General features: G+C 45.0%; 25 protein-coding genes. 3 read left to right on the forward strand and 22 right to left on the reverse strand.

Going from position 1 to position 25,198, the window contains the following annotated elements; genetic code table 11:
• The first annotated feature begins 144 nt into the window (after positions 1 to 144).
• Positions 145 to 801 (forward strand): metal-dependent transcriptional regulator, encoded by a 657-nt coding sequence (locus tag ACJ28U_RS02750; protein WP_407618306.1) that lies wholly within the window; start codon positions 145 to 147, stop codon positions 799 to 801.
• 53 nt (positions 802 to 854) lie between these two features.
• Here ACJ28U_RS02750 and ACJ28U_RS02755 read toward each other — a convergent pair whose 3' ends face one another.
• The 7 genes from ACJ28U_RS02755 to rlmD form a co-directional block, all read right to left on the reverse strand.
• Positions 855 to 1,580, reverse strand: a complete 726-nt coding sequence (locus tag ACJ28U_RS02755; RefSeq protein WP_407618307.1) for a class A sortase — start codon at positions 1,578 to 1,580, stop codon at positions 855 to 857.
• A gap of 100 nt (positions 1,581 to 1,680) precedes the next feature.
• Complete coding sequence (locus ACJ28U_RS02760) at positions 1,681 to 2,562, reverse strand: hypothetical protein (protein WP_407618308.1); 882 nt, start codon at positions 2,560 to 2,562, stop codon at positions 1,681 to 1,683.
• Positions 2,555 to 3,472, reverse strand: coding sequence for a hypothetical protein (locus ACJ28U_RS02765; protein WP_407618309.1), 918 nt, complete (start codon positions 3,470 to 3,472; stop codon positions 2,555 to 2,557). Before ACJ28U_RS02765 ends, ACJ28U_RS02760 begins: the two co-directional genes overlap by 8 nt.
• Before the next feature lie 196 nt (positions 3,473 to 3,668).
• A complete protein-coding gene (locus ACJ28U_RS02770) occupies positions 3,669 to 4,310 on the reverse strand; it encodes a redox-sensing transcriptional repressor Rex (RefSeq protein WP_407618310.1) in 642 nt (213 codons plus the stop codon).
• 226 nt (positions 4,311 to 4,536) lie between these two features.
• Positions 4,537 to 5,844 carry a DEAD/DEAH box helicase gene (locus ACJ28U_RS02775; protein WP_407618311.1) on the reverse strand — a complete coding sequence of 436 codons (1,308 nt, stop codon included), beginning with the start codon at positions 5,842 to 5,844 and terminating at the stop codon, positions 4,537 to 4,539.
• 105 nt (positions 5,845 to 5,949) lie between these two features.
• On the reverse strand, positions 5,950 to 6,942 hold the full coding sequence (locus ACJ28U_RS02780) for a Gfo/Idh/MocA family protein (RefSeq protein WP_407618341.1): 993 nt from the start codon (positions 6,940 to 6,942) through the stop codon (positions 5,950 to 5,952).
• 145 nt (positions 6,943 to 7,087) lie between these two features.
• Positions 7,088 to 8,455, reverse strand: a complete 1,368-nt coding sequence (gene rlmD / locus ACJ28U_RS02785) for a 23S rRNA (uracil(1939)-C(5))-methyltransferase RlmD (RefSeq protein ID WP_407618342.1) — start codon at positions 8,453 to 8,455, stop codon at positions 7,088 to 7,090.
• A 197-nt stretch (positions 8,456 to 8,652) separates the two neighbouring features.
• On the opposite strand from rlmD, the gene ACJ28U_RS02790 reads away from it, so the two are divergent.
• Positions 8,653 to 10,188: a helix-turn-helix domain-containing protein gene (locus ACJ28U_RS02790; RefSeq protein ID WP_407618312.1), complete on the forward strand. Its 1,536-nt coding sequence runs from the start codon at positions 8,653 to 8,655 to the stop codon at positions 10,186 to 10,188.
• Positions 10,189 to 10,240: 52 nt separating this feature from the next.
• Here ACJ28U_RS02790 and htpX read toward each other — a convergent pair whose 3' ends face one another.
• From htpX to ACJ28U_RS02815, 5 genes are all read right to left on the reverse strand, one after another.
• Complete coding sequence (gene htpX / locus ACJ28U_RS02795; RefSeq protein ID WP_407618313.1) at positions 10,241 to 11,137, reverse strand: zinc metalloprotease HtpX; 897 nt, start codon at positions 11,135 to 11,137, stop codon at positions 10,241 to 10,243.
• A 17-nt stretch (positions 11,138 to 11,154) separates the two neighbouring features.
• Positions 11,155 to 11,724, reverse strand: coding sequence for a LemA family protein (locus ACJ28U_RS02800; protein ID WP_010374148.1), 570 nt, complete (start codon positions 11,722 to 11,724; stop codon positions 11,155 to 11,157).
• Positions 11,725 to 11,795: 71 nt separating this feature from the next.
• Positions 11,796 to 12,830: a serine hydrolase domain-containing protein gene (locus ACJ28U_RS02805; RefSeq protein ID WP_407618314.1), complete on the reverse strand. Its 1,035-nt coding sequence runs from the start codon at positions 12,828 to 12,830 to the stop codon at positions 11,796 to 11,798.
• A gap of 9 nt (positions 12,831 to 12,839) precedes the next feature.
• On the reverse strand, positions 12,840 to 13,160 hold the full coding sequence (locus ACJ28U_RS02810; protein WP_010374151.1) for a Txe/YoeB family addiction module toxin: 321 nt from the start codon (positions 13,158 to 13,160) through the stop codon (positions 12,840 to 12,842).
• A 111-nt stretch (positions 13,161 to 13,271) separates the two neighbouring features.
• On the reverse strand, positions 13,272 to 14,996 hold the full coding sequence (locus ACJ28U_RS02815; protein WP_407618315.1) for a phospho-sugar mutase: 1,725 nt from the start codon (positions 14,994 to 14,996) through the stop codon (positions 13,272 to 13,274).
• A 202-nt stretch (positions 14,997 to 15,198) separates the two neighbouring features.
• Here ACJ28U_RS02815 and ACJ28U_RS02820 point away from each other — a divergent pair, with 202 nt between their 5' ends.
• Complete coding sequence (locus ACJ28U_RS02820) at positions 15,199 to 16,227, forward strand: lipid II:glycine glycyltransferase FemX (protein ID WP_407618316.1); 1,029 nt, start codon at positions 15,199 to 15,201, stop codon at positions 16,225 to 16,227.
• Between the two features lie 91 nt (positions 16,228 to 16,318).
• On the opposite strand, the gene ACJ28U_RS02825 is transcribed toward ACJ28U_RS02820, so the two are convergent.
• The 10 genes from ACJ28U_RS02825 to ACJ28U_RS02870 all read right to left on the reverse strand — a co-directional run bounded on the left by ACJ28U_RS02825 (position 16,319) and on the right by ACJ28U_RS02870 (position 25,185).
• Entirely contained in the window at positions 16,319 to 17,461 is a 1,143-nt protein-coding gene (locus tag ACJ28U_RS02825) for a YncE family protein (RefSeq protein ID WP_407618317.1), read from the reverse strand.
• A 4-nt stretch (positions 17,462 to 17,465) separates the two neighbouring features.
• On the reverse strand, positions 17,466 to 18,152 hold the full coding sequence (gene rpiA, locus ACJ28U_RS02830; RefSeq protein WP_407618318.1) for a ribose-5-phosphate isomerase RpiA: 687 nt from the start codon (positions 18,150 to 18,152) through the stop codon (positions 17,466 to 17,468).
• A 114-nt stretch (positions 18,153 to 18,266) separates the two neighbouring features.
• The gene (gene accA / locus ACJ28U_RS02835; protein ID WP_407618319.1) at positions 18,267 to 19,052 is read right to left on the reverse strand and encodes a carboxyltransferase subunit alpha; all 786 of its coding nucleotides are present in this window, start codon (positions 19,050 to 19,052) and stop codon (positions 18,267 to 18,269) included.
• Positions 19,052 to 19,897: an acetyl-CoA carboxylase, carboxyltransferase subunit beta gene (accD, locus tag ACJ28U_RS02840; RefSeq protein WP_010374163.1), complete on the reverse strand. Its 846-nt coding sequence runs from the start codon at positions 19,895 to 19,897 to the stop codon at positions 19,052 to 19,054. Before accD ends, accA begins: the two co-directional genes overlap by 1 nt.
• Positions 19,898 to 19,909: 12 nt before the next feature.
• Positions 19,910 to 21,286 (reverse strand): acetyl-CoA carboxylase biotin carboxylase subunit, encoded by a 1,377-nt coding sequence (gene accC / locus ACJ28U_RS02845; RefSeq protein ID WP_407618320.1) that lies wholly within the window; start codon positions 21,284 to 21,286, stop codon positions 19,910 to 19,912.
• Between the two features lies 1 nt (position 21,287).
• Entirely contained in the window at positions 21,288 to 21,719 is a 432-nt protein-coding gene (fabZ, locus tag ACJ28U_RS02850) for a 3-hydroxyacyl-ACP dehydratase FabZ (RefSeq protein WP_099087825.1), read from the reverse strand.
• A 12-nt stretch (positions 21,720 to 21,731) separates the two neighbouring features.
• A complete protein-coding gene (gene accB, locus ACJ28U_RS02855) occupies positions 21,732 to 22,199 on the reverse strand; it encodes an acetyl-CoA carboxylase biotin carboxyl carrier protein (RefSeq protein WP_407618321.1) in 468 nt (155 codons plus the stop codon).
• A complete protein-coding gene (gene fabF, locus ACJ28U_RS02860) occupies positions 22,199 to 23,434 on the reverse strand; it encodes a beta-ketoacyl-ACP synthase II (protein ID WP_010374171.1) in 1,236 nt (411 codons plus the stop codon). Before fabF ends, accB begins: the two co-directional genes overlap by 1 nt.
• An 87-nt stretch (positions 23,435 to 23,521) precedes the next feature.
• A complete protein-coding gene (locus ACJ28U_RS02865; RefSeq protein ID WP_407618322.1) occupies positions 23,522 to 24,244 on the reverse strand; it encodes a 3-oxoacyl-ACP reductase family protein in 723 nt (240 codons plus the stop codon).
• The gene (locus tag ACJ28U_RS02870; protein WP_407618323.1) at positions 24,244 to 25,185 is read right to left on the reverse strand and encodes an ACP S-malonyltransferase; all 942 of its coding nucleotides are present in this window, start codon (positions 25,183 to 25,185) and stop codon (positions 24,244 to 24,246) included. Before ACJ28U_RS02870 ends, ACJ28U_RS02865 begins: the two co-directional genes overlap by 1 nt.
• Between the last annotated feature and the right edge of the window lie 13 nt (positions 25,186 to 25,198).

The following is a 25,198-nucleotide window of genomic DNA, read 5'->3' on the forward strand; positions in this document are numbered from 1 at the left end:
TGATTTAATTGACAATTAATTATAACATGTAATTTTATTTTAAAGGCGATTAAAAATATTTTAGTCAACCAGTTAACCCTATTATCAAACCCCGCGTGTTATAATGAACACACGAAACATTTCAAACAAAAAAGGACTGCTATTATGAGCGAATCAATTTCAAAAACCCAGTATCTCCAAACTATTTTGGAGCTCAGCAGCGGGGATGAAACAACTAAGATTTCAAATAACCAAATCGCTGAACACTTGAATGTAACGCCTTCTTCAGTATCAAACATGCTGGCAAAGTTACAAGAAGCTGGCGAAGTTGACGTTGTGCCTTACTACGGGGTAACACTTACCGAACCTGGTCGACAAACAGCGTTACGCTTGATTCGATCACACCGTTTGATTGAGACTTTCGGTGCGACAAAGTTAGGTTTGTCGATTTCAGAAGCCCACTTTAACGCTGACAATTTGGATCACGATGCTGATGTTGAATTTGTTGACGCCCTTGAACGTTTCTTAGATTTCCCAAAGTACAGCCCTCATGGCCTACTAATTCCTGACGTCAACTTTAATTATGAACAAGAGAAGTTGCGCACTTTACGTGAGGCCAAGGATTCAGAAACGGTTACTTTAAACAGTTTTACTGAAGATTTGGAATTACTACAATATGTCGAAACAGTTGGCCTTGAACTAGGGACAACTTGGACAATTAAGGAACGTCTGCCATTCGATGGCCCACTTGTACTGTCTGACGGTTCACGTGATGTGCAAGTCACCCAACACGCTGCCGACTTTATTTTTATTAACGATTAACAGAAAAAAAGCGGATGAGACTAATAACTCTCATCCGCTTTTTTCTGTTTAACTTACTTAATCCAACGATTATCTGCTGTAAATGCTGTTTGAATTGACTTAGGCGTCTTATCCCAAGTTGTGGTCCGTTGAAGTTCACCACGCATCATCACACGCCCGCGTTCAGCCGTATAATCACATGTAATCAACGTCACCAACTTCTTACCAGCTACTGGATACACCCAATCGACATCAGTTGGTTTAATAACTTTAAAGTCAACTGTCCGATACTCGTAAACATGATTCATATCCGTTAAATAAATTTTCTGACCAACTGCACCTTTGTAGTAAATTGGTGAAAACAAAACATCTCGGCCAGAGTCGCCTTGAATGAAGTGACTGGCAAGTGCATAGTTACCTTCACCCATGGTTTGATCTGGAAACATCGTTCCAGCCCCCAATGATAGATTTAAATCAGTTGTGCCATTTGAAATCGGCACCGATAGACCAATCTCAGGGATCGCGACAAAGCCAATAAAATTAATCTTTCCAGCATTTACTCGAGCCGCCAATACTTGTTGGGCTGTTAACGACCCCACCTTTTGCCAATCATAGTTGGCCGTTTTCTTCTCAGCTGCCCCTTTCTTAATCGACGTCTTTGTCACCTCTGGCTCGTACGTCTTTAATACGACATTCGCAATCTGATTATGAAAAATCAACAGTAAAGAAATAAGTAGCAGCACAATAAATATGACCGCTCGCAGCCAGGCCCCCACGCGCCGTTTCTTTTTTTCTGTCATTATCCCCCCGCCTTTCTTTTCCCATTATACCCATTTGAAATCATCAAAATAAGACGCAGACGTGTCCAAATTCATAAGACAATTGACAAACGTTGCGCCCTCAATCCTCTGCAAAGGTCATTTTTTCGAACCATGCAAACTGCGACTTGAACGCCTTGATTTCATTGTCTGTGTAAAAATAGTCTATATCCGCCAATAATTCGGCCACCGCGGTTGTATACGCCGTCTCAACACATTCACCATCATAGCGGGCTAACAACAGCTGGATAAACTTAATATAAATCAATGCCGAATAATTTGTCGCAAAGGTGAACCGCTGCACAATCGATCGTAAGGCGCTAACAAACAGGCGTGCATCGTGACCACTCGCAACTTGCTGTAACAGATTAAAGATTAAAACATTAATCTTTAATTCATGGTGTCTGGTTGAGAAAAAACGACTACGCACATTCATTTTAACGATTTTTTCAAGTACAGGCACGGTAATTTCAGGTGACAAATACGGCAGCGCACATCGGGTTAATTCCAACTCATAGCGTGTCCAAAAAGGTAACGCCAATAACTCTTTGAATACCACAATTGCCTGACGTTGCTTTTCATCATCACGATCTGTGTTTTGTCGGAAATAAAGCATCCAAGTTAACCAACCATAGTGGCGGTATCCGGTCTGCTCTTGCAATCGTTGAATTTCAGCCTGAATAGCTGCGCCACCTGCATGGTCTGTAACAGACAATTGTTTAATGCGTTCAGCTAACAATCTGAACGTTGTATCTTCTGGAATAATCAATTCCGCCAATTCTGTTTCAGTCAGTCCTAATCCATAGACTAAATGATAAAAATCCGTTATTTCAATATCCGCATCCCCTTTAACAAAGCGATAGTACGTCGCCCGGTTCAAACCAGAGTACGTTAACAATTGTGTCAACGGGATGTTCTTGGCTTTGCGGATATCGTTAATTACTTGACCTACATGATCAGTCATCTGTCTCTATAACCCCCCAGGCAATTCGGAACAAAATAACAAACGTTTGCGTCACTTCCCCCGCTTGATCAGGATTGTCATGAATTGCCTTCATAAACCGACTAATTTTTTGCTCGGCATCTAACAAAATTTGCGGATTATGTTCACGCCACGCCTGCTCGATATCAGCCAAGGCCCGTCGGTATGGGGCATGCTCTAAAACGTATTCGGCGGGGGATAGCTCATTAATAAACCCCACAAATTTTACATAGTCATCGTAGTTTTTCCGAGTCAGCACCGTCTCAGCCATTATCAAGATATTATCAGACCAAATCGTTGTCACTTCTACAGCGGGAAAACGCTCGCGAAATTGCTGTTTATCAATGACGTATTTTTGAAACTCGGCGAGCACTGATTCAATTGGTGCATCTGGTGACAATGAGATGAAGTATAAGGTGACTTCTATCGCTGTCCATAGGTCTGTTTTGGCCACTAACCGGCGCATTTCCTGTTTCAACAGGGCTTTTTGTTCCTCATCGTCAAACACCAGTGCTAACGCATATTCGGCAATCAGCAACACTTCCCGGTCAGCCAACAGCTGAAACTCCTCAACTTGCGCCTCTAAATCGGTAATGATTTGTTTAGCAAGTGTGAAATCGCCCATCCGCATGGCGCGCCCAAATTTCATCAAAAAACGACCATAGGCCGATAATTCGCCATCTTCAGCGTAGGCAATTAAATTAACGGGACGGCCACCCATAAACCGAATTAGCCGAATTGCTAATTGTAAATTCAGCGGAGTCTCCCCTTTCATCACCCGATAATAGGCCGACTTACTCATCACGTGTTGATCAATGTCTTTCGTATGTATCCGGCGGTTCTGCTTCATATGCCGCATCGCCTCTAACAGACGTTCACTATGCTTATTCATTACGCCACTACTTCTTTTTTATAGTCATTACTAGCAGTGTATCAAACATTTTTGTGATTAAACAGGTCGCCCATGTCCCAATCATAGGACACTTTTTATGAAATTATCACCCTCATTCTGAACCGGTTTCCCGTTATTAGCAAAAAACACTTTGTTTACCAGTACGTAGCGGTAAACAAAGTGTTTCACGTATGATTTAAGCTTCAGCCCCACCAAAATTGTTGATGAAGTAAAGCAATGTTTGTAACTCGTTCGTCAAGTCAACGTTTTGCACGCGGACGTCATTTGGGACGTCCAAACGTAGTGGTGTGAAATTCAAAATTCCGTGCACCCCAGCCTTTGCCAAACGGTTAGCCAAATCTTGGGCAACTGGCGCTGGAACCGTCAAAATAGCCACATCAATCCGTTGATCTGAAATCTGCTTTTCCAAATCATCAAGACTGTAAACTGGCACACCAGCTTGAATCGTGTTCACGATATCTTCGTTGATATCAAAGGCTGCCGAAATTCGCGCATTAGAACTTTGGTGGAAGTTAAAGTTCAACAAGGCTTGACCAAGATTTCCAACTCCAACTAGGGCAACTGAAGCCAAAGTATCTTGATTCAAAATTTCACCAAAGAAAGTCATCAACGCCTTAACGTCATATCCGTATCCGCGCTTTCCCAAAGCACCGAAATATGAAAAATCACGACGAATTGTCGCTGCGTCAAATTTTACTGCATCAGAAAGCTCATTTGATGAAACACGTGTTGTGCCCGCATCCAGCAAAAGCTTCAAATAACGGTAATAAATTGGCAATCGCTTTGCGGTTGCGCGTGGGATGTCATGTTCTGCCATGTCAGCCGTCCTCATTATTCTTTATTTTTTTATCTCTAAGTTATTTCACAAATAAATTCTCACTTGTGAACTCTCTATCCTTATTAATAGTAACATATAACCACCTTTATGTGAACTAAATAACAATTGTTTTTCACAAAAGAAAAGGACCACTCGTCCGAAAAAGTGGTCCTAATGCCTAAATATCGCCGTTTTTCAGACGGATTTTTAGCCAATAATTTTTTCATTAATGCTTTGGCTTACCCTTGTTTTTGCTGTGCTTACGCTTCGCCTTTTTCTCCTTTGCAAAGCGGTCCGTTCGTGACACAACTTCCTCAGTGGCTTGCTTCTTAGGCGCTTTCTTACCTAGGCGGGGCTTTGCTGGCTGCTTTGGTTTTACTAAGGTTGGTTGTTGACCAGCCACTGCTGCCGGCGCGGGTGTTGGTGCGCCAGTTGAGCCAGAAAATGACTTAGGTTTAGCCGCTTGTTCAACTCCCGTTACAAGTTGGATGTCAACAGCAACCAAACGACGCAAATCACGTAAATCGTGGTCATTTCCAAACGAAATGACCAAACCATGCTTACCCATGCGACCAGTACGGCCAGCACGGTGCGTATACGTCTCACCAGTGCGTGGCAAATCAAAGTTAATAATTGCAGGCAAATCGGGAATATCCAAACCGCGGGCTGCCACATCAGTCGTCAGTAGGAATTTTGCTGTCCCCTTGCGGAAGTTTTCCAATGACTTTGCACGCGTTGAACTAGAATCACCACGAACTAGCGTTGCCATGGCGACGTGCTCGTGGGCTAGGAAACTAGCCGTAATCTTCAATTGCTTCGTCGTGTTAAAGAACACGATGGCTTGGAAATTCTTGCGGGCAGCTAACTGGCGCAACCGCTTATTGCGTTGCTCACGGGCTGTTGGCCAGAACTCATGGGCAATTGCGGTTGGGATTGGCACATTACGTTGGTCAATGCGGTTAAATTCACGGTCGAATAACCCAGCCGCGATTGTTTGATCGACTTCTGTGGCACCAAATAACGCCACCTGCACGTCTTGATCATCGACGGTATCCCAAACGGCATCAATTTGCTTAGCTGTATCTTCGGTTAAGAGTTCATCCGCTTCGTCCAATAGCAATGTGCGCAAACGACGCAACTTTAACTTACCATTATCAACGAGCTCAGCCACACGCCCAGGCGTCCCAACAATCACTTCAGGGTGCTTCTTCAATGCATCCAATTGACGCTTAACATTGGCCCCACCTGTTAAGGCCAACACCTTCAAGTCTAATAGCGTCGCCCACTCACGGACCACCCGTGTCGTTTGCATGGCCAACTCTTGTGATGGTGCCAAAATAAGGAGTTGCTCACCATCCCCTGGCACTAAAGTCGGCAACAAGGGCCATGTAAAGGCCAATGTCTTACCAGTTCCTGTTGGAGCCAGCGCATCGATTGATTCACCATTTACCAGTGGTTCAGCCACGGCTTCTTGGATTGGCGTTAGGGTTGTAAAGCCTACTGATGCCAAACGTTCTTCAAAACGAGTATCCATTCTTTTTCCTCATGTCATTTCGTTTACTTTTCGTTCCTTTCATTGTAACAGAAAAGCACGCTTCATAACTGTTCGCGAACAGATTATGAAGCGTGCTTTTAACAATTACTTATCTGCTGGGAAAACAATACCGGCATCTTGACGCAAATTAGTTAACACAATATTCACGCGTTGACTCAACGTCAGCAATTCGCGATATGTCGCGTCTTGACCAATTGGGTCATTAATAATCGCTGCGAACACTTGCATCTCTGGCACCATTGGATTTTCTGGTGCTGGTGTGCTAATTTCAGTGTCGTTACCAGCGCCATCTTTATAAACGACTTCACCCAATTCAGCGATTGAATCAATCACAATCGTGTCACGCATCCCCAAAATTTCTGAATGCAAATAACTGTTGGCTCCCTTACCAAATTGAATAGTCACATCAAAGTCAGCATAGCGCAAAACGGCAATCCCGCGACCGTCTGCCCCATTACGCAATGGCGTTGCGAAATAGTGACTTTCTTGTGGCATCCCAAATAGCTTAATCGCGGCATATAATGGATAAACGCCTAAATCAGTCAAAGCACCAGCACTAAACTCACGAGTTAAGACATTCGGCTCCTTACCTGCCAAATAATCATCAAAGCGTGATGAATACTTTTCATACACTAACGTTGCCCCAGAAATATGCGTCATCTCTGCAACTTTCGCTTCAATCGCTTTAAAATTAGCCTGATGTACGTGACGAGCAGCCTCAAATAAGCGGACATTTGGGTGCTCACGCAAAGCCGAGTAAACTGCTTCATATTCCTTAGTATTTGAAAAGGCCGACTTTTCAACAATCACATGGAGGTCATGCGCAATCGCCTGCAGCGTTTGCTCATAATGCAAGCTGTTTGGTGATGCAATATAAACGACTTCAATGCCACTCTCATAAAAGGTAGCCAAATCTGTATATACCGCAACTTCACCAAAATCTTTGGCAAACGCCTCACCAGATTCGGTGCGTCGTGAGTAAACCGCTGTTAGTTGGTACGCTTGCGATTCATGCGCCGCTTCCACCAACATCTTCGTAATCCAATTTGTGCCAATAATCCCTAACTTTAACGTCATCATTCACTCCTTAGTTAATCTAATATCCCACTTTAAAGCGCTTTCAATAATGCTATTGTACCATCAAAATCCAAAAAAGCTCATCAATCATTTGAAATGACTAATGAGCTTAATTGGGTTATCGATAGTTTTTAGTTTTATTAAATTAGTCCTTAACGAACACAGTGACAGATTCAATGTGTGTCGTTTGTGGGAATTGGTCAATTGGTTGAACTGGGCCTTGAATGTGGTAACCGTTCTCCAAAATTTGAACCGTATCACGTGCCAATGTTGCTGGGTTGCAACTAATGTACACGAACTTTTCTGGTTCCATACCAGTTGCAGCATCAATTAATTCTGGCGTCAATCCCTTACGTGGCGGATCAACGAAGATGACGTCTGGTCGCATACCAGCTTCATGCCATTCAACCATCTTCTCTTCAGCCTTACCAAGTTCAAACTTAGCATTGTTAACCCCGTTAATGTCGGCGTTACGCTTGGCGTCATCTACGGCACCAGGCACAACTTCAACACCCAAAACAGACTTAACACGATCAGCGATGGTCAATGAAATCGTTCCGATACCTGAGTAGGCGTCAATAACTTCTTCATCACCAGTCAAGCCGGCCTTATCAGCAGCCAATTGGTACAACGTTTCCGTTGTTTGTGGGTTAACTTGGTAGAATGAGTTTGGTCCGATGACGAACTTCTTACCGAACAACGTGTCGGTAATCACATCCTTACCCCAAAGCGTGTTATTCTTTTCACCCAAGATAACATTCGTCTTCTCTTGGTTCACGTTTTGAATGATTGACTTTACTTCTGGCAACGCTTCACGAATATCCGCGACAATCATTTCAGCCCCAGGCACCTTCTTTGAACGCGTGACCAAAACAACCATCATTTCGTGGCTGTAGTAACCGCGACGAACCATGATGTTACGGATAACACCAGTGTGATCAAATTCGTTATAAACTGGAATGTGGTACTTACGCAAGATGTCACGAATAACCACAATAGCCTTGTCAATTTCAGGGTCTTGAATATAAAAATCTTCAATTGGCATCAGGTTGTGTGAACCACGACGGAAGAAACCTGTCGTCAATTCACCACGCAATTCACGCGTTGGAATTTGTGCCTTATTACGATAACCAGTTGGGTTTTCCATACCAAGCGTCTCAGAAACTTCAACATCAACGTGTTGCTTCTTGAACAATTCTTGGATTTGCGTTTGCTTGAAACGCAATTGGGCGTCGTAGTTCAAGTGAGCCAACGGCGCAATCCCAGTTGTCAACGCCGCAACATCAACATCCTTATTACGATCAGCAGATTCCTTCAACGTCTTAATAACGCGACCAAATGCATACGTTCCTGCAACCTTCGTAATACCAACCCGAATTTCTTCACCCGGAACAGCGTTTGCTACGAAGATCGGAAAATCATCAACCTTAACGACTCCGTTTCCTTCGTACGTTAAGTCGATGACTGTTGCGTCAAATTCTTGGTTCTTCACCACTGGCGCTTTTTTCTTCATCATAATCTCCTTTAGTTGGCCTTTTCGACGACCAAATGTACTTACATTATAGCATAGTCAGAACTCTCACTTAATGAAATCCCCGTGAGAATCCACATTTAGAAAATTTCATGAAAACTAAAAAAAGACAATTCGTATTCAGAAACGAGACTTGCGATAATTAACTTAATGATTAAAACAATATAGCAGGTATCAATATGGACTGGATGCTACAGAAAAAAGAACGTGAAAAACTTTGGTTGAACACCTATTTGCTACAACAGAATACAGACACGGTTGCCGTCAAACAAGTTGTGAAAGAATTGGGCTGGTCACGATACCTAGTCCAAAGCAATGGCATTGACTTAGTACGTGATCTACAGGCCTTGCAGCCTGACGCACCGACACTCATTGCATATGACGAGCATAAAAAAATGTTTTCAATTAATCCCGCTTTGGAAGCTGCTGAACACGCCCTGCGTCTCCACTATCTCCACCAATCTTTGCGGAATGCGTTTCTTAACGATTTGTTCTTTGAACGCCTAACAAGTTTGGAAGATTTTGCTGAGCGCCATAATACCAGCATTTCTACAGCTCGTGAAATTAAACTCTATTTGGCTAAAAACTTAGCACAATTCGATATTAGTATTAGTGATGATTTAAAATTAATTGGGAACGAACGTGGCGTACGTCAACTTGGGTTCCAAATCGTCTACCACTACTACGCTGCGCAAGAAGAACCCTTTCCGGTCGCCGAGCGTCCACAACTCAAAGCAATCTTCGAAACCTTTTTAGCCACCTTGCCACAAGCATTACCCGAATCAGCCAAATTGGCCTTCTATTATCAGTTCGGCATTTGGCATTTTCGGATTGCTCAAGGCCATCAATTACACGCCACGGTTACTGATCCGTTGTTCCGACCAACAGCAACGTTGACTGGCCCGGTTCGACAGTATACCGCTGCTTTAACCGATTTACTGTGTAAACAAACCGGTCTATCAGCTGACACGTTAGACATCGAAATTCGTTACGCAATCACAACTCTAGTTGCCATGGGCTTTATTCCTGAGGCAACCCCGGCTGATAGTGCAACGGCAGAAACCTTAGCCACCTTGGATGTGTTTACTGACATTATGCAATCAAGTTACGTAAATTTCTTCAAGTCGCAGGATGGCTTAGAAACCACAATACTAGCCAAAATTGGCCAAGAGTTGTACCCGTTACATTTACGCTTACTTCATTTCAACCAACACCCGATTGATAGTCACCCAAACATTATGAACGCGTATCAATTTTACCCACTTCATACTGCGTACACGTTGCATGTACTACGACGAATTGCAACACGTTTTAAACTGTCTTTCGAGACGGTATACAAAACATTGTTCACAGAGTATCTGAACACGTTCATCGACCGCTTACCACGTGAGCAAATTTTCCCACTACTAACAGTGACCGTTGATTTGCCAGCACGTGCCTCACTAGCCCGGTACACGCAACGTCTCTTAGCAGACATCTTTGGTGCAAATATTTTAGTCACTAAACTCTATACGGCGCAAAGTGATTTATACATCGCTGACTTTGCCCTGACCGCTGATCAATCACGTCCCGGGTTCGTCTGGCAGGAAATTCCAACGATTCCACAAATTACGATGTTATACAATCAAGTGCACGCCTTAACTATCCAAAAATTCGAACAAGTTACCGGTAACCAGGTTGAACGGATTACCACTAACCAAACACCACGCGCATAAAAAATCCCACTCCTGATACACAAACTGTATCTGAGGAGTGGGATTTTTATTATTACATATTACGCAATGCTTCAATCCGCTTATCCATCGGTGGGTGAGTCGCAAATAAACCTGCTAACTTATCGCCCTTTAATGGGTTCGCGATGTATAAGGCTGCGCTCTCCGGTGAAACATTCTGTTCTGACATAGGTTCACTCTGCGAGATTTTCGTCAACGCATTAATCAGACCTTGTGGGTTACGGGTCAATTCGACGGCCCCTGCATCAGCCAGGTATTCACGATTTCGTGAGATAGCCAACTGGACCAAGGTTGCCGCCATTGGCGCTAATAGTAGTACCAAGAGCGATACAACGATACCGATGATATTACTGCCACCGCCTTCGCGATCCCGATCACGGTTACCACCACCAAAATACCAAAAGTGCGTGCCTAAATTTGCCAACAACGCGATTGCCGAGGTCATCGCCACAGCAATCGTTTGAATGCGAATGTCATAGTTACGCACGTGCGTCATTTCGTGGGCCATAACACCTTCAAGTTCTTCACGATTCAAGCGTTGCAGAATGCCAGTTGTCGCTGCCACGGCTGCGTGTTGCGGATCGTTTCCGGTTGCAAATGCATTGGGACTGGGATCGTTAATGATGAAGACACGTGGCATCGGCACTTGTGCGACCATCGCCATGTCTTCCACGATATGCCACAAGTCAGGCGCTTGATCCGCTGACGTCACCTCTGTCGCGTGATTCATCGACATCACAACATCAGTTGATTGGCCAAACATAAAGACGGCATACACAATTCCTGCGACTAACGCAATCACGACACCCGGCATCCAGCGCCCAAACATATAGGTTCCTAACGCTGCCCCAACCACGCCCATGAACAGAAAGAAACCAAAGAAGAGCAAAATTGTTTTGCGCTTATTTTTGGCAATTTGTTCAAATAGCATAGGTCACTGTTCTCCGTTTATAATCCTTGATCGTCAAATGATACCTTAACAACTGCCTTTTCTTCCTCCGGCGTTTGCAAGAATTCACTTGGTTGGAAGTGATGCATCTTAGCCACAATGTTTGATGGGAACGATTGCAACTTCGTGTTGTAGTTTGCCGTCGTCGTGTTGAACAATTGACGTGAGTACGCAATTTTATTTTCCGTGTTCGTCAACTCATCCATCAACTTGTTGTATTGGGCTGATGCCTTCAAATCAGGGTACGCCTCCGCAACCGCAAATACTGACTTCAAACTCGTGGTCAATTGGTCAGAAATTTCCATTGCTTGTTGGTGGTCACCGGCTGGGACTTGCGTCAACGCGTTACGCAATGACACCACTTTTTCTAGCGTACCTTGTTCAAACTTGGCATACCCCTTAACCGTTTCCAGCAAGTTAGGAATCAAGTCATTTCGACGCTTCAATTGCACATCAATTTGGCTCCAAGATTCCTGGGTTTGCATACGTGAACGTACCAACCCGTTGTAGATTGACATCCAAATCAATCCAATGACAACAACGACGGCAATTATAATTAAAATCGTCATGTTCTATCCCCCTAGTGGTCTATTTTGTACTACTTTCATTTTACCAGAAATTCAACTTTGTCGTGACAAAATTACACTTGATCGAAAAATGCCTGTGTGAATTCATAACGATCTTTTAACCAAGACGTGTTATCACGTGATGGGTGAACACGATTTGTCAAAACTACGAGTCCCTGCATCGTCCGATAATTAATCGCCATAATTGTCCCTGTGAACCCCGTTTGGTATAGCCAATCAGTCACAACGACTGGGTTATCTTCACCACCATAGGTCCAAAAATGCCAGCCAAACGTTCGAATGCCAGCCTGATTTGCTGCCAAATAACCGGCCATGTTTGCCGGTAAATCGTCATCTGGCAACAACCACTCGTGTACAAAGGGCAATGCATCAGATGCGGTCGCAAACATCCCTGCATGGCCAGCCGCACCACCCAGGAGGTACGCTTTGAAATCATCAACTTGCCCCTGTAGGATGCCGCCACGAACCGGTACGTCTTCTGTTGGCACAAAGCGGGACGTTGGTGCCTGCAAGCCACCAATGCCCGGGACGCGATACCCACTCGCCGTTAACTTTTTCGGGGTCAGCAAGTTAGCCGGCATATCCGTCACCAGTGGCAAACCAGTCACCGCGGTTAACACTTTGCCGAGTAACATAAACCCAACATCTGAGTATTTCGTCACCCGGCCAGGTTCATTGATTAACTCACCGGCCATGATGTCTGTTTCCAGCATCGATTTCGTTAATGCTGGCACTTGTCGCACACTACTTGGTAGGCCGGCATTATGTAAGAGTAACTGACCAACCGTAACCCGGTCATTACCGTAATCCGGTAGAATGCTTTTGACAGTTGTATTCGGCGTCACTTGGCCCGCTTTAAAGAGTTGGATGAAACGCATGGTCGTATATAACTTCGTCAAGCTCGCCAAATCATAGATGTGGTTAACCGACAATAACTCATCCGCAAATTTTCCGGTGCCAACTTTACCGACTGACGCGATTTCTTTTTGGCCTTTGAAGTTTACCACCCCAACTGTTGCCCCAAACAAACGACCATCATCAACCATCGTTTGCGCAATTTTTTCAAGCCGTTCAATTAATTGATCCATTGTGCAACCTCACGAAGTCATGCTTTTCATATAGTGGTACCGAAGCTGGGCAATCGTCACATCCCCATTACCTTCTGGGAAATAAATCATGCGATTCGCACTATCGATCCGACGGGACCAGCCACCATCTAAGCCAGCTTGTAATTCAGGCTTCCCTGTCCCCTCAAAAGGTGTGCGAAAGACTTCTTTCAATAGTTTGTTAATTTTTTTAATCGTCTTTGGATCTTGTGTCAAAAAGTATTGATAGTCGTCGAATGCTTGTTCGGTAAAAATCATCTTTTTACCGCCCCGCATGCCGTCGGCTAGCTTTTTAGCTGCTTTCATTGCCATTAGGCATCACCTCATCTCTTGATTTATATGGTTATCATATCATGCGGAAAAAACAGTTCGTTTAAAAAAGACCGCCACAACCAAACAAGTTGTAGCGGTCAATTGTTATTATTAGTCTACATAAGTTGCGATTGTTGCTTGAATTGCAGCCAATTCATCATCAGCAGCTTGGGCCGTAGCACCCTTGGTACCGACATAGAACTTAATCTTTGGCTCAGTTCCTGAAGGACGAACAGCAACCCATGAACCGTCAGTCAACCAATACTTCACCACATTAGCCTTTGGCAACGTCATTGGCGTAACAGCCCCCGTTGTTGTATCCGTCTCAGTTTGCAATGAGAAGTCTTCAACCTTAGCAACCTGAACACCACCAAATTCAGCTGGCGTTTCAGCACGGAACTTGTTCATCAAATCGGCAATCTTTTCAGCCCCATCAACACCTGCAAACGTCAATGACTTCGTGTTTTCAACGAAATAACCGTATTGCTCGAACAACTCTTGCAATCCATCATATAACGTCTTACCCAATGACTTGTAGTAAGCTGCCACCTCGGCCAACAAAACCGTTGCTTGGACTGAATCCTTGTCACGCGCAAACGACTTCACCAAGTAACCATATGACTCTTCAAAACCAAACAAGAATGTGTGCTCGTTCGTGTCTTCGAAGTGTTGAATTTGCTCAGCGATATACTTGAAACCAGTCAACACGTTGATAGTTTCAACCCCAAAACTCTTTGCAATATCTGCTGCGAATTCTGAAGAAACGATTGACTTAACCAATGCCCCGTTGGCAGGCAAAGTACCGGCAGCCTTCTTGGCCGTCAACAAGTAGTTCAATAGCACAGCCCCAATTTGGTTACCCGTCAACAATTGGTACTCGCCTGATGGTTGGCGTACCGCCGTCCCCATTCGGTCAGCGTCTGGGTCAACCGCGATAACGACATCAGCGCCTTGTTCCTTAGCCAAAGCAATTCCCATTGCCAGTGCTTCGGGATCTTCAGGATTTGGCAACTTAACTGTTGGGAAATCACCGTTTGGCTCTGCTTGTTCAGGCACAATGGTCACGTTTTCAAAGCCCGCATTTTGCAAAGCTTGTCCCGCAATCAACGCACCCGTTCCGTGCAATGGTGAGTACACCAACTTCATGTCCTTACCGACCGTATCGATTAATTCTTGGTTAACCGTCACCGTCTTGACTTCAGCCAAGTAAGCGTCATCGACTTCCTTGCCAATCTTGACCAACAAACCAGCAGCCACGAGTTCAGCTTCATCCTTAACTGGCACTTCGAACATGTTAGCTTCACGAATTGAAGCTGTGATGATGTCTGATTCCTTTGGTGGCATTTGCCCACCATCTTCACCATAAATCTTGTAGCCGTTGTAATCCTTTGGGTTGTGTGACGCCGTAATCATAATACCGGCATACGCATTCAAGTGGCGTACCGTAAATGACAATTCAGGTGTTGGACGCAACGTCTCGAAGACGTACGCCTTAATACCGTGAGCTCCCAAAACCTTAGCAGATTCAATTGCAAATTCTGGTGAGAAGTGACGTGAATCGTAAGAAATCGCAACACCCCGTCCCTTAACTGCATCATCCAATGAATCCATCAAGCGGGCCAATCCCTCAGTTGCTTGACGCACCGTAAAGATGTTCATTCGGTTAATTCCAGCACCCAGGATACCACGCATACCAGCCGTTCCGAATGAAAGTGGTTGGTAAAAAGCGTCTTCAGCCGCCTTGTCATCAGTTGCAAGTTGTTGCATATCAGCTTGCAAGTTTGCTGGCAAATCAGTGCGATCTGCCCAAATTTGGTAATTATCTTGCCAAGTCATGTTTCAAAATTCTCCTTTGTATAAGTCCCCACGCTTATCACTAATGAAATAATTATACCATATGCTGATTTTACGATATGAATTTTATTAGCATTCCTAAAAATTAAAGCTATTTTTAATTCACAGATAAGGCACAGTTAACCCCAAAAGTATAGACTAGAGTTAATTAGTTTAATGCTTCATGTTTTAGAGGAGAAAAAAGATGCCTGTACTAAATTTAAATGACGACGCTGCTGTCGCTAAATATAATGCGTTTATCCGCCAATCGCCCAATGCCCAAATCAGCCAAGATTTAGGCTGGGCAAAGGTCAAAAATAATTGGGAACCTTGCTACGTCTACCTAGAGGATGCCGCCGGAAACATCACGGCTGCCCTATCAATGTTATTAACGATGACACCGAGTGGGAAAAAATTTGCGTACGCGTCAAAGGGACCCGTCATGGACATGTCCGACCTCGCCACTTTTGATCAACTCATCGCGACCGCAAAGCAAGCGTTGGGCGACGATGCCTATTTGCTCCGTTTAGATCCTGAAGTACGCTACGATGCGCAATTTGAAGCGGATTTGCGGGCCCATGGTTATGAAGTCCGTGGTCGTAATGTGGCAGAGCAAGGGATGCACGCAACCATTCAGCCACGCCTAAATATGGTGATTGATTTTGCCAACTACCCAGACGCGACGTCGCTCTATGATATGGTCCCTTCTAAAACCAAGAACAAGTTGCGCAAGCCTGAACGTGAAGGTGTCGTCGTTGACTACGGACTAGATCAGTCATTCCTAGACGACTTCTTTGAAACCTACGTCATCATGTCAAATCGGCATGGCATCACCCACCGACCAAAAGACTACTTTGAACGCATGATGCAGACGTATGCCGGTACGGATATTATGCGGATTTACCGAGCTAAGAAGGATGATGTGTTGTTAGCGACAACAATTGGCTTCAAGATGGGCGATAAAATCTGGGATATGTACGCTGGTTCAATCGACCACGATTTGACCAACGCCCATTACGCCACCCGTGTCCACATGGTGCAATGGGCGCTTGATGCTGGCTTAAAGCGTTACGACATCGGAGGCATCGATCATGCCGATAATACTGATGGCTTGTATAAGTTCAAGCGTAATTTTGTCCGCCAAGACCCAACAGAGTACATTGGCGAAATTGACGTTGTCTTAGATGACGCGATTTACGACGAACTGGTGCGTCAGCCTGATCAACATCACTAACGAAATCAAAAGCCGCCAAGCTGCCGATTCAAAATCAGCAGCTTGGCGGCTTTTCAACGTGTTCAAAGCACCTATTCGGAACACGTGCTATTTAATCGTTTTTGGGCCGGGTTAAGTCCATAAACTCTGGTTGCAACAATGGCGTAAACGGTGTAACCCCCGTTTTAAAAACATCATTATCAACGTAAAGAATTCGATCAACCACGGCCTTTGTTTTAACCCGGTAAACGGGCGTGGCACTTTCAAATATCATGTAGAACCGATTTGTATCGCCATCATATGAAACAGCTTCCAAATACGGTGGCATCGTGACTGAAACACCCTTGGTGAACTTATCACCCGCTTCACGGTCATATCGAACCAACTTACCATCAACATTACCAAAAGATGACGTCATCAACACATGTCGCTGGTTAGCCGTCAACCCTTGTAACTGCCCCACTGAGGCATACACCTTAGTGGCCGCTACAATCGACTCATCCTGCTCGCCCGCACTTTGGCCAAGTGTTAGATTACCAGAAGCATCTTTACCAAAGGGTAGTTCTTGAATATTCCCTAAGCCACGTTTGGTAAAATAGCCGACCCACAGAGCATTATTCGCGTACATCATGATGGAGTTATTCGTTTCCGTTGTAATTTGAAACACCTGCTGATAACTAATTGGCAAGCGTGATCGGATATCATACTGGTCGATTTGTGCCTGCGTAATGCCATATAGCATTGAGTCTTTGCCATCGTGCCCAGTTACCCAAAGCATCTGGCGGTCCGGGTCATAAGCAACACCACCCGCATGGTCCTGAAATTGCAATGACAGTGTCTTAATATATTGACCCGTCCACTTATTCAGCACATAAATAACCGAATTGGCTTTGTTATTATGATCGTAAGCCGATACAAAAATTTCATTCTGACTGGTTGTGATACCTTGTGGATCAAAAGCCACCGTCTTTATTAGACGATGCGGTGCTGTGGCCGATTTATTCTTGGCCAACGCCCACGCCCCCTGTAAGCCTGGCATCGGGATCATCCGTTGGATGCCAGCCCGTAATTGGGGGTACCGCGCCAAATTAGCTCGCAATCGCTTTTCAGTATACAGTGGCGTTTGCGAAGCTTGTCCTTGCGCCAAATGTTTCGTTGTTTGGTGAACAGGGGGCGCTGGTTGCTGTGCAAGCCCCACCCACACCAATATTAGCGACATTACCAATAAGACTGCCCACACAATCCGTTTAACCATCCGTTTATGCCTGTCTCTCTATAATTGTAATTTCATCACCACCAATAATCACTGCATCGGCCACTTGCAAAAATAGCCCGTGTTCAACTACCCCAATCGTTTGCTCAAGATAATAAGCGAGTGCTTGGGGATGTGTGATCTCAGTTAGCTGTAGATCAATAATGTAATTACCCGCATCCGTCGTCAAACGCAGCCCATCTGCGTTCCGCCGGAATTGGGGATGCAAATCAGCATCTGCAAACCGTTTTAATAATTGGTGACTACCATACGGCACGACCTCTACTGGCAACGGAAACGTTCCCAGCTTTGAATGATACTTAGATTCGTCAATAATCCAGACATTCCGCTTTGAATTCAGCGCAACAATCTTTTCAAACAGCAGCGCCGCACCTCCACCTTTAATGCCATTTAAAGCAGTATCAACCTCATCTGCTCCGTCTATCGTGATATCAATTCCCGGTACTTCGTCAACAGATTTTAATTTAATCCCCCACCCCTTAGCCAGCGAGGAGGTCTGACGCGACGTGGTCACCCCCACAATATCAAGACCTTCTTGATTAATTCGCGCGGCCAATCGCTCAATAAAGAATTTTACCGTTGAGCCCGTTCCTAAGCCAACAACCATCCCGTCTTCAATAAGACTTGCCGCATAGTCACCAGCTGCGCGCTTTTGTTCCGTTTGTTTGTCCATGGCTTTCCCCTTTACCGCGACAACTGTCGTTTTTAACTGCCTTTATTGTAACGGCCACACACAAAAAACGCCAGATTATGATAATCTGGCGCTCAAAATGAATAATTGCAAATTTTAGAATGCGCGGAAACGGGCACGTCGCTTGGCAACTAACTCAGTCGTTGTTAAGCTTTGGAGTTGCTGAATTTCTTCTAGCAACTTTGCCCGAACCAAATTGAAAACTCGGTTGTGTGAACGACTTTCTGGCACAATGTACTCAATGATACCGTTCGCTAAAAGCTCATTGGGTGTTAGTCCCATTAATTCAGCCGCCTCGCCACTGCGTTTAGCATCTTTCCACAAAATGGCTGCAAAGCCTTCAGGAGAGAGAATTGAGTACGTCGAATTTTGGAACATCCAAACTTGATCGGATGTTGCTAATGCAAGCGCACCACCTGAGCCCCCTTCCCCATAAACGATAGCGATCATGGGAACTGGGTACTTCATGCTTTGCAAGATACTGTCGGCAATTGCTTCACCTTGTCCTTGGTCTTCCGCGGACTTACCAGGAAATGCACCTGGCGTATTAATAAATGTAATAATTGGTCGACCAAACTTAGCTGCTTGATCCATCAACCGGGTCGCCTTACGATAACCATATGGTTCAGGTGAACCATTGCGTTTCGCTAGCTTATCCTTAATATCAGTTCCTTTATCGATAGCAATCACCGTTACGGGTTGACCACCAAGGTTAGCAAGTCCACCAATCACACTTGCATCATCCCCAGCATAACGGTCACCATGTAACTCGATAAAATCAGTAAAGATACCTGAAATAATTTCACGTGCAGAAAAACGATCTTCACGTGATTTTTTAACCACCTGCACTGGGGTTAATTCACGACGAAATAGTGCTGCCATTACTTAACCTCCTGTGTTTGGTGGAATCGGACCAATTGTGCAAGCGTTGCCGTCATTGCTGGTCGCTGTACAATTGCATCAATAAACCCATTTTCAAGTACTGTTTCAGCCCGTTGGAATTCCTTTGGTAGCTTCTCATGAATCGTTTGTTCGATAACCCGCTTACCAGCGAATCCAACTAACGCATGTGGCTCGGCCAAAGTAATGTCACCTTGCATTGCAAATGAAGCTGTCACACCCCCCATCGTTGGATCGGTTAGGATCACGATGTAAGGTAGCCCTGCTTCTTGATGCGCTGCAACTGCTGCACTAACCTTCGCCATTTGCATCAATGAGTGAATTCCTTCTTGCATTCGGGCACCACCAGAAGCCGTAAACAGGATAACCGGCAACTTAGCTGCCGTCGCATGTTCAAAGAGGCGGGTAATTTTTTCACCTGTAATCGTACCAAGTGACCCCATAATGAAGTATGAATCCATAATTCCCAAGGCAACCTTTTGATCTTCCAGAGTCGCTATCCCTGTCAGAACTGAATCGCCCAATTCCGTTTGTTGTTGCGCACGTTCCAATTTACCAGCATAACCTGGGAAATCAGTATCGGCCAACTTCAAATCAGCATCAAGTTCCTCAAAATCAGTTGTCATCAGTGCAACACGTTCACGCGCTTGTAGGCGGAAGCCATAGCCACAGGCTGGGCAGACACGGTGGTCGCCTAACTGCTTTGAATATAGTTGGGCGCCACAGTATGGACAAGCCAAGAACAAACCATCTGGAATACGATCATTCAAGTTCGCATCGCGTTTGATCTTGGGAGTTGAAACCGTGGTGTTATTAAATAAATCCATTGAATCGCCTCCTTAATCAGCGGCTGGCAAACTAGCTTTCCAACGTGGCAAAAATTCCTTTTCCAGATAGCGCGTGTCAAACATGCCACGTGCTACTGTTGGGTCGTGTAACAAAGCTTTTTGGAAATCGGCGTTTGTATTAACACCTTGAATAACTAACTCATCCAAGATACGGTCCATTTTCGTGACCGCGTCCAAACGATTATCCGCGTGGACCAAAAGCTTACCAATCATTGAATCGTAAAATGGTTGAATCTTATCACCCGTATAGATGGCAGAATCAATTCGAATACCAGGTCCACCGGTTGGTAGAAAGGCGAAATCAATTGTACCGGCACTGGGTGCAAAGTTCTTAGCTGGTTGCTCCGCGTTCAATCGGACCTCTAAAGCATGACCCTTAAGGGCAATATCAGCTTGTGACACCTTCAAAGGTTCACCCGCAGCCACTTCAATTTGCATCCGAATCAAATCCACCCCGGTGACCATTTCGGTTACTGGGTGTTCAACTTGAATACGCGTATTCATTTCCATGAAGTAGAAATGACCATCATGATCTTGCAAGAACTCCAATGTCCCCGTATTTTCATACTGCAAAGCATTCACAGCCTTAGTTGCAATGTCACCGAGGTTTTCACGCATCGCTGGCGTCACACCGAGCGCAGGGCTTTCTTCCATGACCTTTTGGTTATTACGTTGAAGTGAGCAGTTTCGCTCTGGGAAGTATAACACCTGGCCAAACTGGTCACGCATCACTTGCATCTCGATGTGACGAACATTCTCCATCACCTTCTCGACGTACATGTGTTCGTCCCCAAACGCAGCTTTCGCTTCACGTTGGGCATCATCGAACTTATCTGCTAATTCATCTTCTGAATAAACAAATCGCATCCCTTTACCACCACCGCCGGCGGCAGCTTTTAGCAACAATGGATAGCCAACCCGATCAGCAACCAGCTTAGCTTCATTAGCATCACGAATGAACCCTTCTGAACCCGGAATAACTGGTACGCCAGCCGCACGCATTGATTCACGCGCATTCGCCTTATTACCCATTAATTCGATGACATGAGGGCTTGGCCCAATCCACTTTAAACCAACAGCTTCAACCATTTCAACGAATAATTCATTTTCCGATAAGAAACCGTAACCTGGATGAATCGCTTCAGCACCCGTTAACAACGCAGCACTCAAGATATTCTTCATGTTCAGGTAACTATCTTTAGATTTTGGCCCCCCGACTGAAATCGCTTCGTCGGCTAATTTCACATGGAGGCTATCCGCATCAGCTGAAGAATAGATAGCAACAGATTTAATGCCCATTTCCTTCAGTGTACGAATGACACGAACAGCGATTTCACCACGGTTCGCGACTAACACTTTCTTGAACATTTTAATCTCCAATAATAAACGTCAAATCGGCAGTAGTAGCCTTCTTACCATTAACGTAAGCAACACCCTTACCTTCACCGATTGGACCGCGCAAACGATCAAGCGTCACTTCTAGACGCATTTGATCACCAGGTTGAACCATCTTACGGAAACGAGCCTTCTTAATACCACCAAAGTAAGCTGTCTTACCCTTAAATTCAGGCATCGAAAGTAATGCTACGGCACCGGCTTGTGCTAATGCTTCAACTGTCAACGCACCAGGAAATGTTGGATTGCCTGGAAAGTGACCTTGGAAGACTTCTTCGTTGATGGTGACATTTTTAATGGCAACCGTCTTTTCACCCGGCACCAACTCCTCAACCGTATCCAACATCAACATTGGGTAACGGTGTGGCAAAATTTCTTGAATTTGTTGTGTATTTAATACTGACATTGCCGCCCCTCCTTAAGCATCTAGTTCGACACGGAAGATTGCATGACCGTAATCAACCACATCTTCTTCCTCTACCAAAATTTCAGTGATGACACCGGCAACTTCACTCTTCACTGGTGTCATTAGCTTCATTGCTTCAACAATCGCAACTTGTTCACCGACAGCAACGTGGTCACCCACTTGCTTGAAAGGCGCAGCATCCGGACTGGCCTTCAAGTAAACCGTTCCGACCAATGGTGCATCAATCGTTACGCCTTGCTTTTGTTCCTTGTCCAAAGGATGATGTTCCGTTGCGACAGGCGCCTCTGCTGTCGCGACACTCGCAACAGTTGGCTGCGCAGGTGTCGTGACAACAGGTTGCGTGATTTCGTTCTTACTCAAATGCAAACTGAAATCATCTGATTGCAATGAAAACTCACGCAACGAACTATTTTCCAAATCTTGCATCAAAGCGCGAATGTCATCTAATTGCAAACCCATTAATTCTCACTCCACTTCTTGAAAATAACAGCGGCATTGTGGCCACCGAAACCATAGTTAGCTGACAAAACGTAGTTAGGCGCAACAAACTTATTGTCGTCATTAACCAACGTCACACCAGCAGTTTCAGGATCTTGTTCCGTCACACCAACATTAACTGGCAATTGTTCACGGACCAAGGCACCAATTGCGGCAATAGCTTCAATGGCACCAGCTGCTCCCAACAAGTGTCCAGTCATACCCTTAGTTGATGAAACCAAGACGCCGTTCTTACCAAAGACCAATTCCATGGCCTTTGATTCAGCCGCATCATTGGCACCAGTTGCCGTTCCGTGTGCGTTGACATAATCAATGTCGCTTGCTTGGATACCGGCGTCTTGCAAAGCCAACTTAACTGAACCAGCTGGTCCTGATCCGTCTGGAGTTGGGCTGGTCAAGTGGTAAGCATCAGAGTTCGCCCCGTAGCCAACTACTTCGGCGATGATTTCTGCACCGCGGGCTTGCGCGTGTTCCAATGATTCCAATACCAAGATTCCTGAACCCTCACCCATAACGAAACCGTGACGATTTACATCAAATGGCTTTGAGGCTTCAAGTGGATTTGGTTCAGTTGACAAAGCAGTCAACGCAGCGAACCCTGAGATTCCCATTTCGTTAACCGTCGCTTCTGATCCACCCGTAACCATCACATCATACTTACCTGATTGGATACGCCAGAAAGCTTCACCAATCGCGTTCGTCGCACTGGCGCACGCCGTTGACAATGTGTAGTTAATTCCCTTGGCCCCGTAACGCATTGACACGTTACCTGACACCATGTTAGGAATCGCGTTCGGCACGAACATTGGGCTCACACGTTGTGGTCCCTTGTCATGCATCTTGATAACTTGTTCTTCGATAGTCGTCAAACCACCGATTCCGTTACCCATGATAACGCCGAAACGATCAGGATTATCCACACCATCGGCTAAGCCGGCGTTTTCCAATGCTTCACCGGTAGCGTGAACGGCGTATTGTGAAAATAAGTCCATCTTGCGCGACTCACGCTTACCAACGCGAGCAGCAGGATCGAAGTTTTTCACTTCCCCAGCAACTGTGACACCCGTCTCAGTTGCGTCAAACTTTGTAATTGGTGCAATTCCAACTTGGCTGTTAAAAATCCCATCCAAAAAATCATTTGCTGTATTACCAACGGGTGTAACTGCACCCAAACCTGTTACGACAACTCGTGTCATGTTGTTCTCCTCTACTTTCCTAAAGCTTGGATACGACTTATTAATAAGTTATAAAAGAATAAGTGCATCAAGTCGTATCCGTTTTCCTTAGATGTACAATCCACCATCGACCGTAATTGTTTGGCCAGTGATGTAATCGTTTTGAGCCAAGAACAAGGCAGTTTGTGCGATTTCCGTCGCGTTTCCGAAACGCTTCAAAGGCACAGCCTCTAGGACTTGTTCCTTAACCTTGTCAGACAACGCATCTGTCATGTCTGATACAATCATGCCCGGCGCAATTGCATTAACTCGAATACCACGCATTGCACCTTCTTTAGCCAATGACTTTGTCAAACCAACAATACCAGCCTTTGACGCTGCGTAATTTGCCTGTCCAACATTTCCCATCAGCCCCACAACAGATGCCATGTTAATGATATTTCCTGAGCGGGCACGCAACATCTTCTTAAAGATTGGCTGCGTCACGTTAAATGTTCCGTTCAAGTTTGTATTCACAACGTTGGCAAATTCACTTGGCTTCATGCCCATTGTCAATTTGTCGTCAACAATTCCAGCATTGTTAATCAAAATATCAATGCCATCAATTTCTTCAAACAAACCAGCAAGGGCGTTATTAACGCTTTCCTCATCAGCAATATCCGCTGTAATAGCTAGTGTGTTCTCACCAAATTCAGCCATTACGTCTGGTCTAACGGCCGAACGCCCGTGTAAAATCACCCGAGCCCCAGCCGCATCAAAGGCTTTTGCAACTGCTAAGCCAATACCACGCGTTGATCCTGTGATCAACACATTTTTGTTTGTTAAATCCATTACACTGTCTCCTGTGCCGCAATCAGCATATCGCGAACTTCATTAAATGAGGCCAAATCCTTAACGCAGTAGCGCTTGATATCTTTACCAACGATCTTCTTTGCGAATTTCATCAAGGTATCACTTGGTCCAAACTCAATTAGCGTATCAACGCCATCATCAACCATCGCTTGCAATGCTTGTGCGAAATAAGTTGGTGACGTAATCTGCTTTAACAAAGTTGCTTTAACATCGTCAAACTTTTGGCCCGTTGTATTTGAGTACACTGCAAATGCTGGTGTGCTAAACGTTTCATCCGTTAAACGATCTGCTAGTTGATCAGCCGCCGTTTGCAACAATGGTGTGTGGAATGCACCTGAAACTGGCAATTCGACCATGCGTGAAACACCAGCTTCCGTCAATGCGACCATTGCCTCATCAACATCTGCTTCGATTCCACCAATGACCAATTGATTGAACGTGTTAAAGTTCGCTGGGTACACGCGCTTTCCCGTAGCTTGCAATTTTTCAAGCGTTGCAACAACCAAGTCTTGATCGTCCGTCATTACGGCAACCATCTTACCTGGGTTTGCATCACCGGCGGCTTGCATGTAAGCACCGCGATCCTTAATAATGGCCATACCTTGTTCAAATGTCATTGACCCAGCGGCTGTTAATGCACTGTACTCACCCAAACTCAGGCCCAATGCACCGGCTGGTTCAGGCATCACATCTGACAAAGCGTTGTAGATACCCATGCTCATTGCCAAAATAGCAGGTTGTGTGTACTTCGTTTGCTTGATGTTATCTTCACTATTCACAATAGTGGTCATCACATCGTAGCCAAGTAGTTCACTCGCATGGTCGATTGTTTCTTGATATTTAGGTAGACTGGCATACAAATCGGCACCCATGCCAACTTGTTGTGCCCCTTGCCCGCTCATCAATAGTCCTAGTTTCATGTTTTTTACCTCG

Origin of the sequence: Weissella sp. MSCH1 (genome assembly GCF_045799135.1) — a bacterium.
Classification (GTDB): Bacteria; Bacillota; Bacilli; order Lactobacillales; family Lactobacillaceae; genus Weissella.

Excerpts from the sequence above, each read along its gene's own strand:
- ACJ28U_RS02750 (WP_407618306.1), top strand. The coding sequence starts at position 145 with ATGAGCGAATCAATTTCAAAAACCCAGTATCTCCAAACTATTTTGGAG.
- htpX (WP_407618313.1), bottom strand. The coding sequence starts at position 11,137 with ATGCTATTTGAACAAATTGCCAAAAATAAGCGCAAAACAATTTTGCTC.
- ACJ28U_RS02770 (WP_407618310.1), bottom strand. The coding sequence starts at position 4,310 with ATGGCAGAACATGACATCCCACGCGCAACCGCAAAGCGATTGCCAATT.
- ACJ28U_RS02820 (WP_407618316.1), top strand. The coding sequence starts at position 15,199 with ATGCCTGTACTAAATTTAAATGACGACGCTGCTGTCGCTAAATATAAT.
- accD (WP_010374163.1), bottom strand. The coding sequence starts at position 19,897 with ATGGATTTATTTAATAACACCACGGTTTCAACTCCCAAGATCAAACGC.
- accC (WP_407618320.1), bottom strand. The coding sequence starts at position 21,286 with ATGTTCAAGAAAGTGTTAGTCGCGAACCGTGGTGAAATCGCTGTTCGT.
- fabF (WP_010374171.1), bottom strand. The coding sequence starts at position 23,434 with ATGACACGAGTTGTCGTAACAGGTTTGGGTGCAGTTACACCCGTTGGT.
- rlmD (WP_407618342.1), bottom strand. The coding sequence starts at position 8,455 with ATGAAGAAAAAAGCGCCAGTGGTGAAGAACCAAGAATTTGACGCAACA.
- ACJ28U_RS02800 (WP_010374148.1), bottom strand. The coding sequence starts at position 11,724 with ATGACGATTTTAATTATAATTGCCGTCGTTGTTGTCATTGGATTGATT.
- ACJ28U_RS02765 (WP_407618309.1), bottom strand. The coding sequence starts at position 3,472 with ATGAATAAGCATAGTGAACGTCTGTTAGAGGCGATGCGGCATATGAAG.
- accA (WP_407618319.1), bottom strand. The coding sequence starts at position 19,052 with ATGGCAGCACTATTTCGTCGTGAATTAACCCCAGTGCAGGTGGTTAAA.
- ACJ28U_RS02755 (WP_407618307.1), bottom strand. The coding sequence starts at position 1,580 with ATGACAGAAAAAAAGAAACGGCGCGTGGGGGCCTGGCTGCGAGCGGTC.
- ACJ28U_RS02760 (WP_407618308.1), bottom strand. The coding sequence starts at position 2,562 with ATGACTGATCATGTAGGTCAAGTAATTAACGATATCCGCAAAGCCAAG.
- fabZ (WP_099087825.1), bottom strand. The coding sequence starts at position 21,719 with ATGTCAGTATTAAATACACAACAAATTCAAGAAATTTTGCCACACCGT.
- ACJ28U_RS02810 (WP_010374151.1), bottom strand. The coding sequence starts at position 13,160 with ATGGCAATGAAAGCAGCTAAAAAGCTAGCCGACGGCATGCGGGGCGGT.
- ACJ28U_RS02775 (WP_407618311.1), bottom strand. The coding sequence starts at position 5,844 with ATGGATACTCGTTTTGAAGAACGTTTGGCATCAGTAGGCTTTACAACC.
- rpiA (WP_407618318.1), bottom strand. The coding sequence starts at position 18,152 with ATGGACAAACAAACGGAACAAAAGCGCGCAGCTGGTGACTATGCGGCA.
- ACJ28U_RS02870 (WP_407618323.1), bottom strand. The coding sequence starts at position 25,185 with ATGAAACTAGGACTATTGATGAGCGGGCAAGGGGCACAACAAGTTGGC.
- accB (WP_407618321.1), bottom strand. The coding sequence starts at position 22,199 with ATGGGTTTGCAATTAGATGACATTCGCGCTTTGATGCAAGATTTGGAA.
- ACJ28U_RS02790 (WP_407618312.1), top strand. The coding sequence starts at position 8,653 with ATGGACTGGATGCTACAGAAAAAAGAACGTGAAAAACTTTGGTTGAAC.
- ACJ28U_RS02865 (WP_407618322.1), bottom strand. The coding sequence starts at position 24,244 with ATGGATTTAACAAACAAAAATGTGTTGATCACAGGATCAACGCGTGGT.
- ACJ28U_RS02815 (WP_407618315.1), bottom strand. The coding sequence starts at position 14,996 with ATGACTTGGCAAGATAATTACCAAATTTGGGCAGATCGCACTGATTTG.
- ACJ28U_RS02805 (WP_407618314.1), bottom strand. The coding sequence starts at position 12,830 with ATGGATCAATTAATTGAACGGCTTGAAAAAATTGCGCAAACGATGGTT.
- ACJ28U_RS02780 (WP_407618341.1), bottom strand. The coding sequence starts at position 6,942 with ATGACGTTAAAGTTAGGGATTATTGGCACAAATTGGATTACGAAGATG.
- ACJ28U_RS02825 (WP_407618317.1), bottom strand. The coding sequence starts at position 17,461 with ATGGTTAAACGGATTGTGTGGGCAGTCTTATTGGTAATGTCGCTAATA.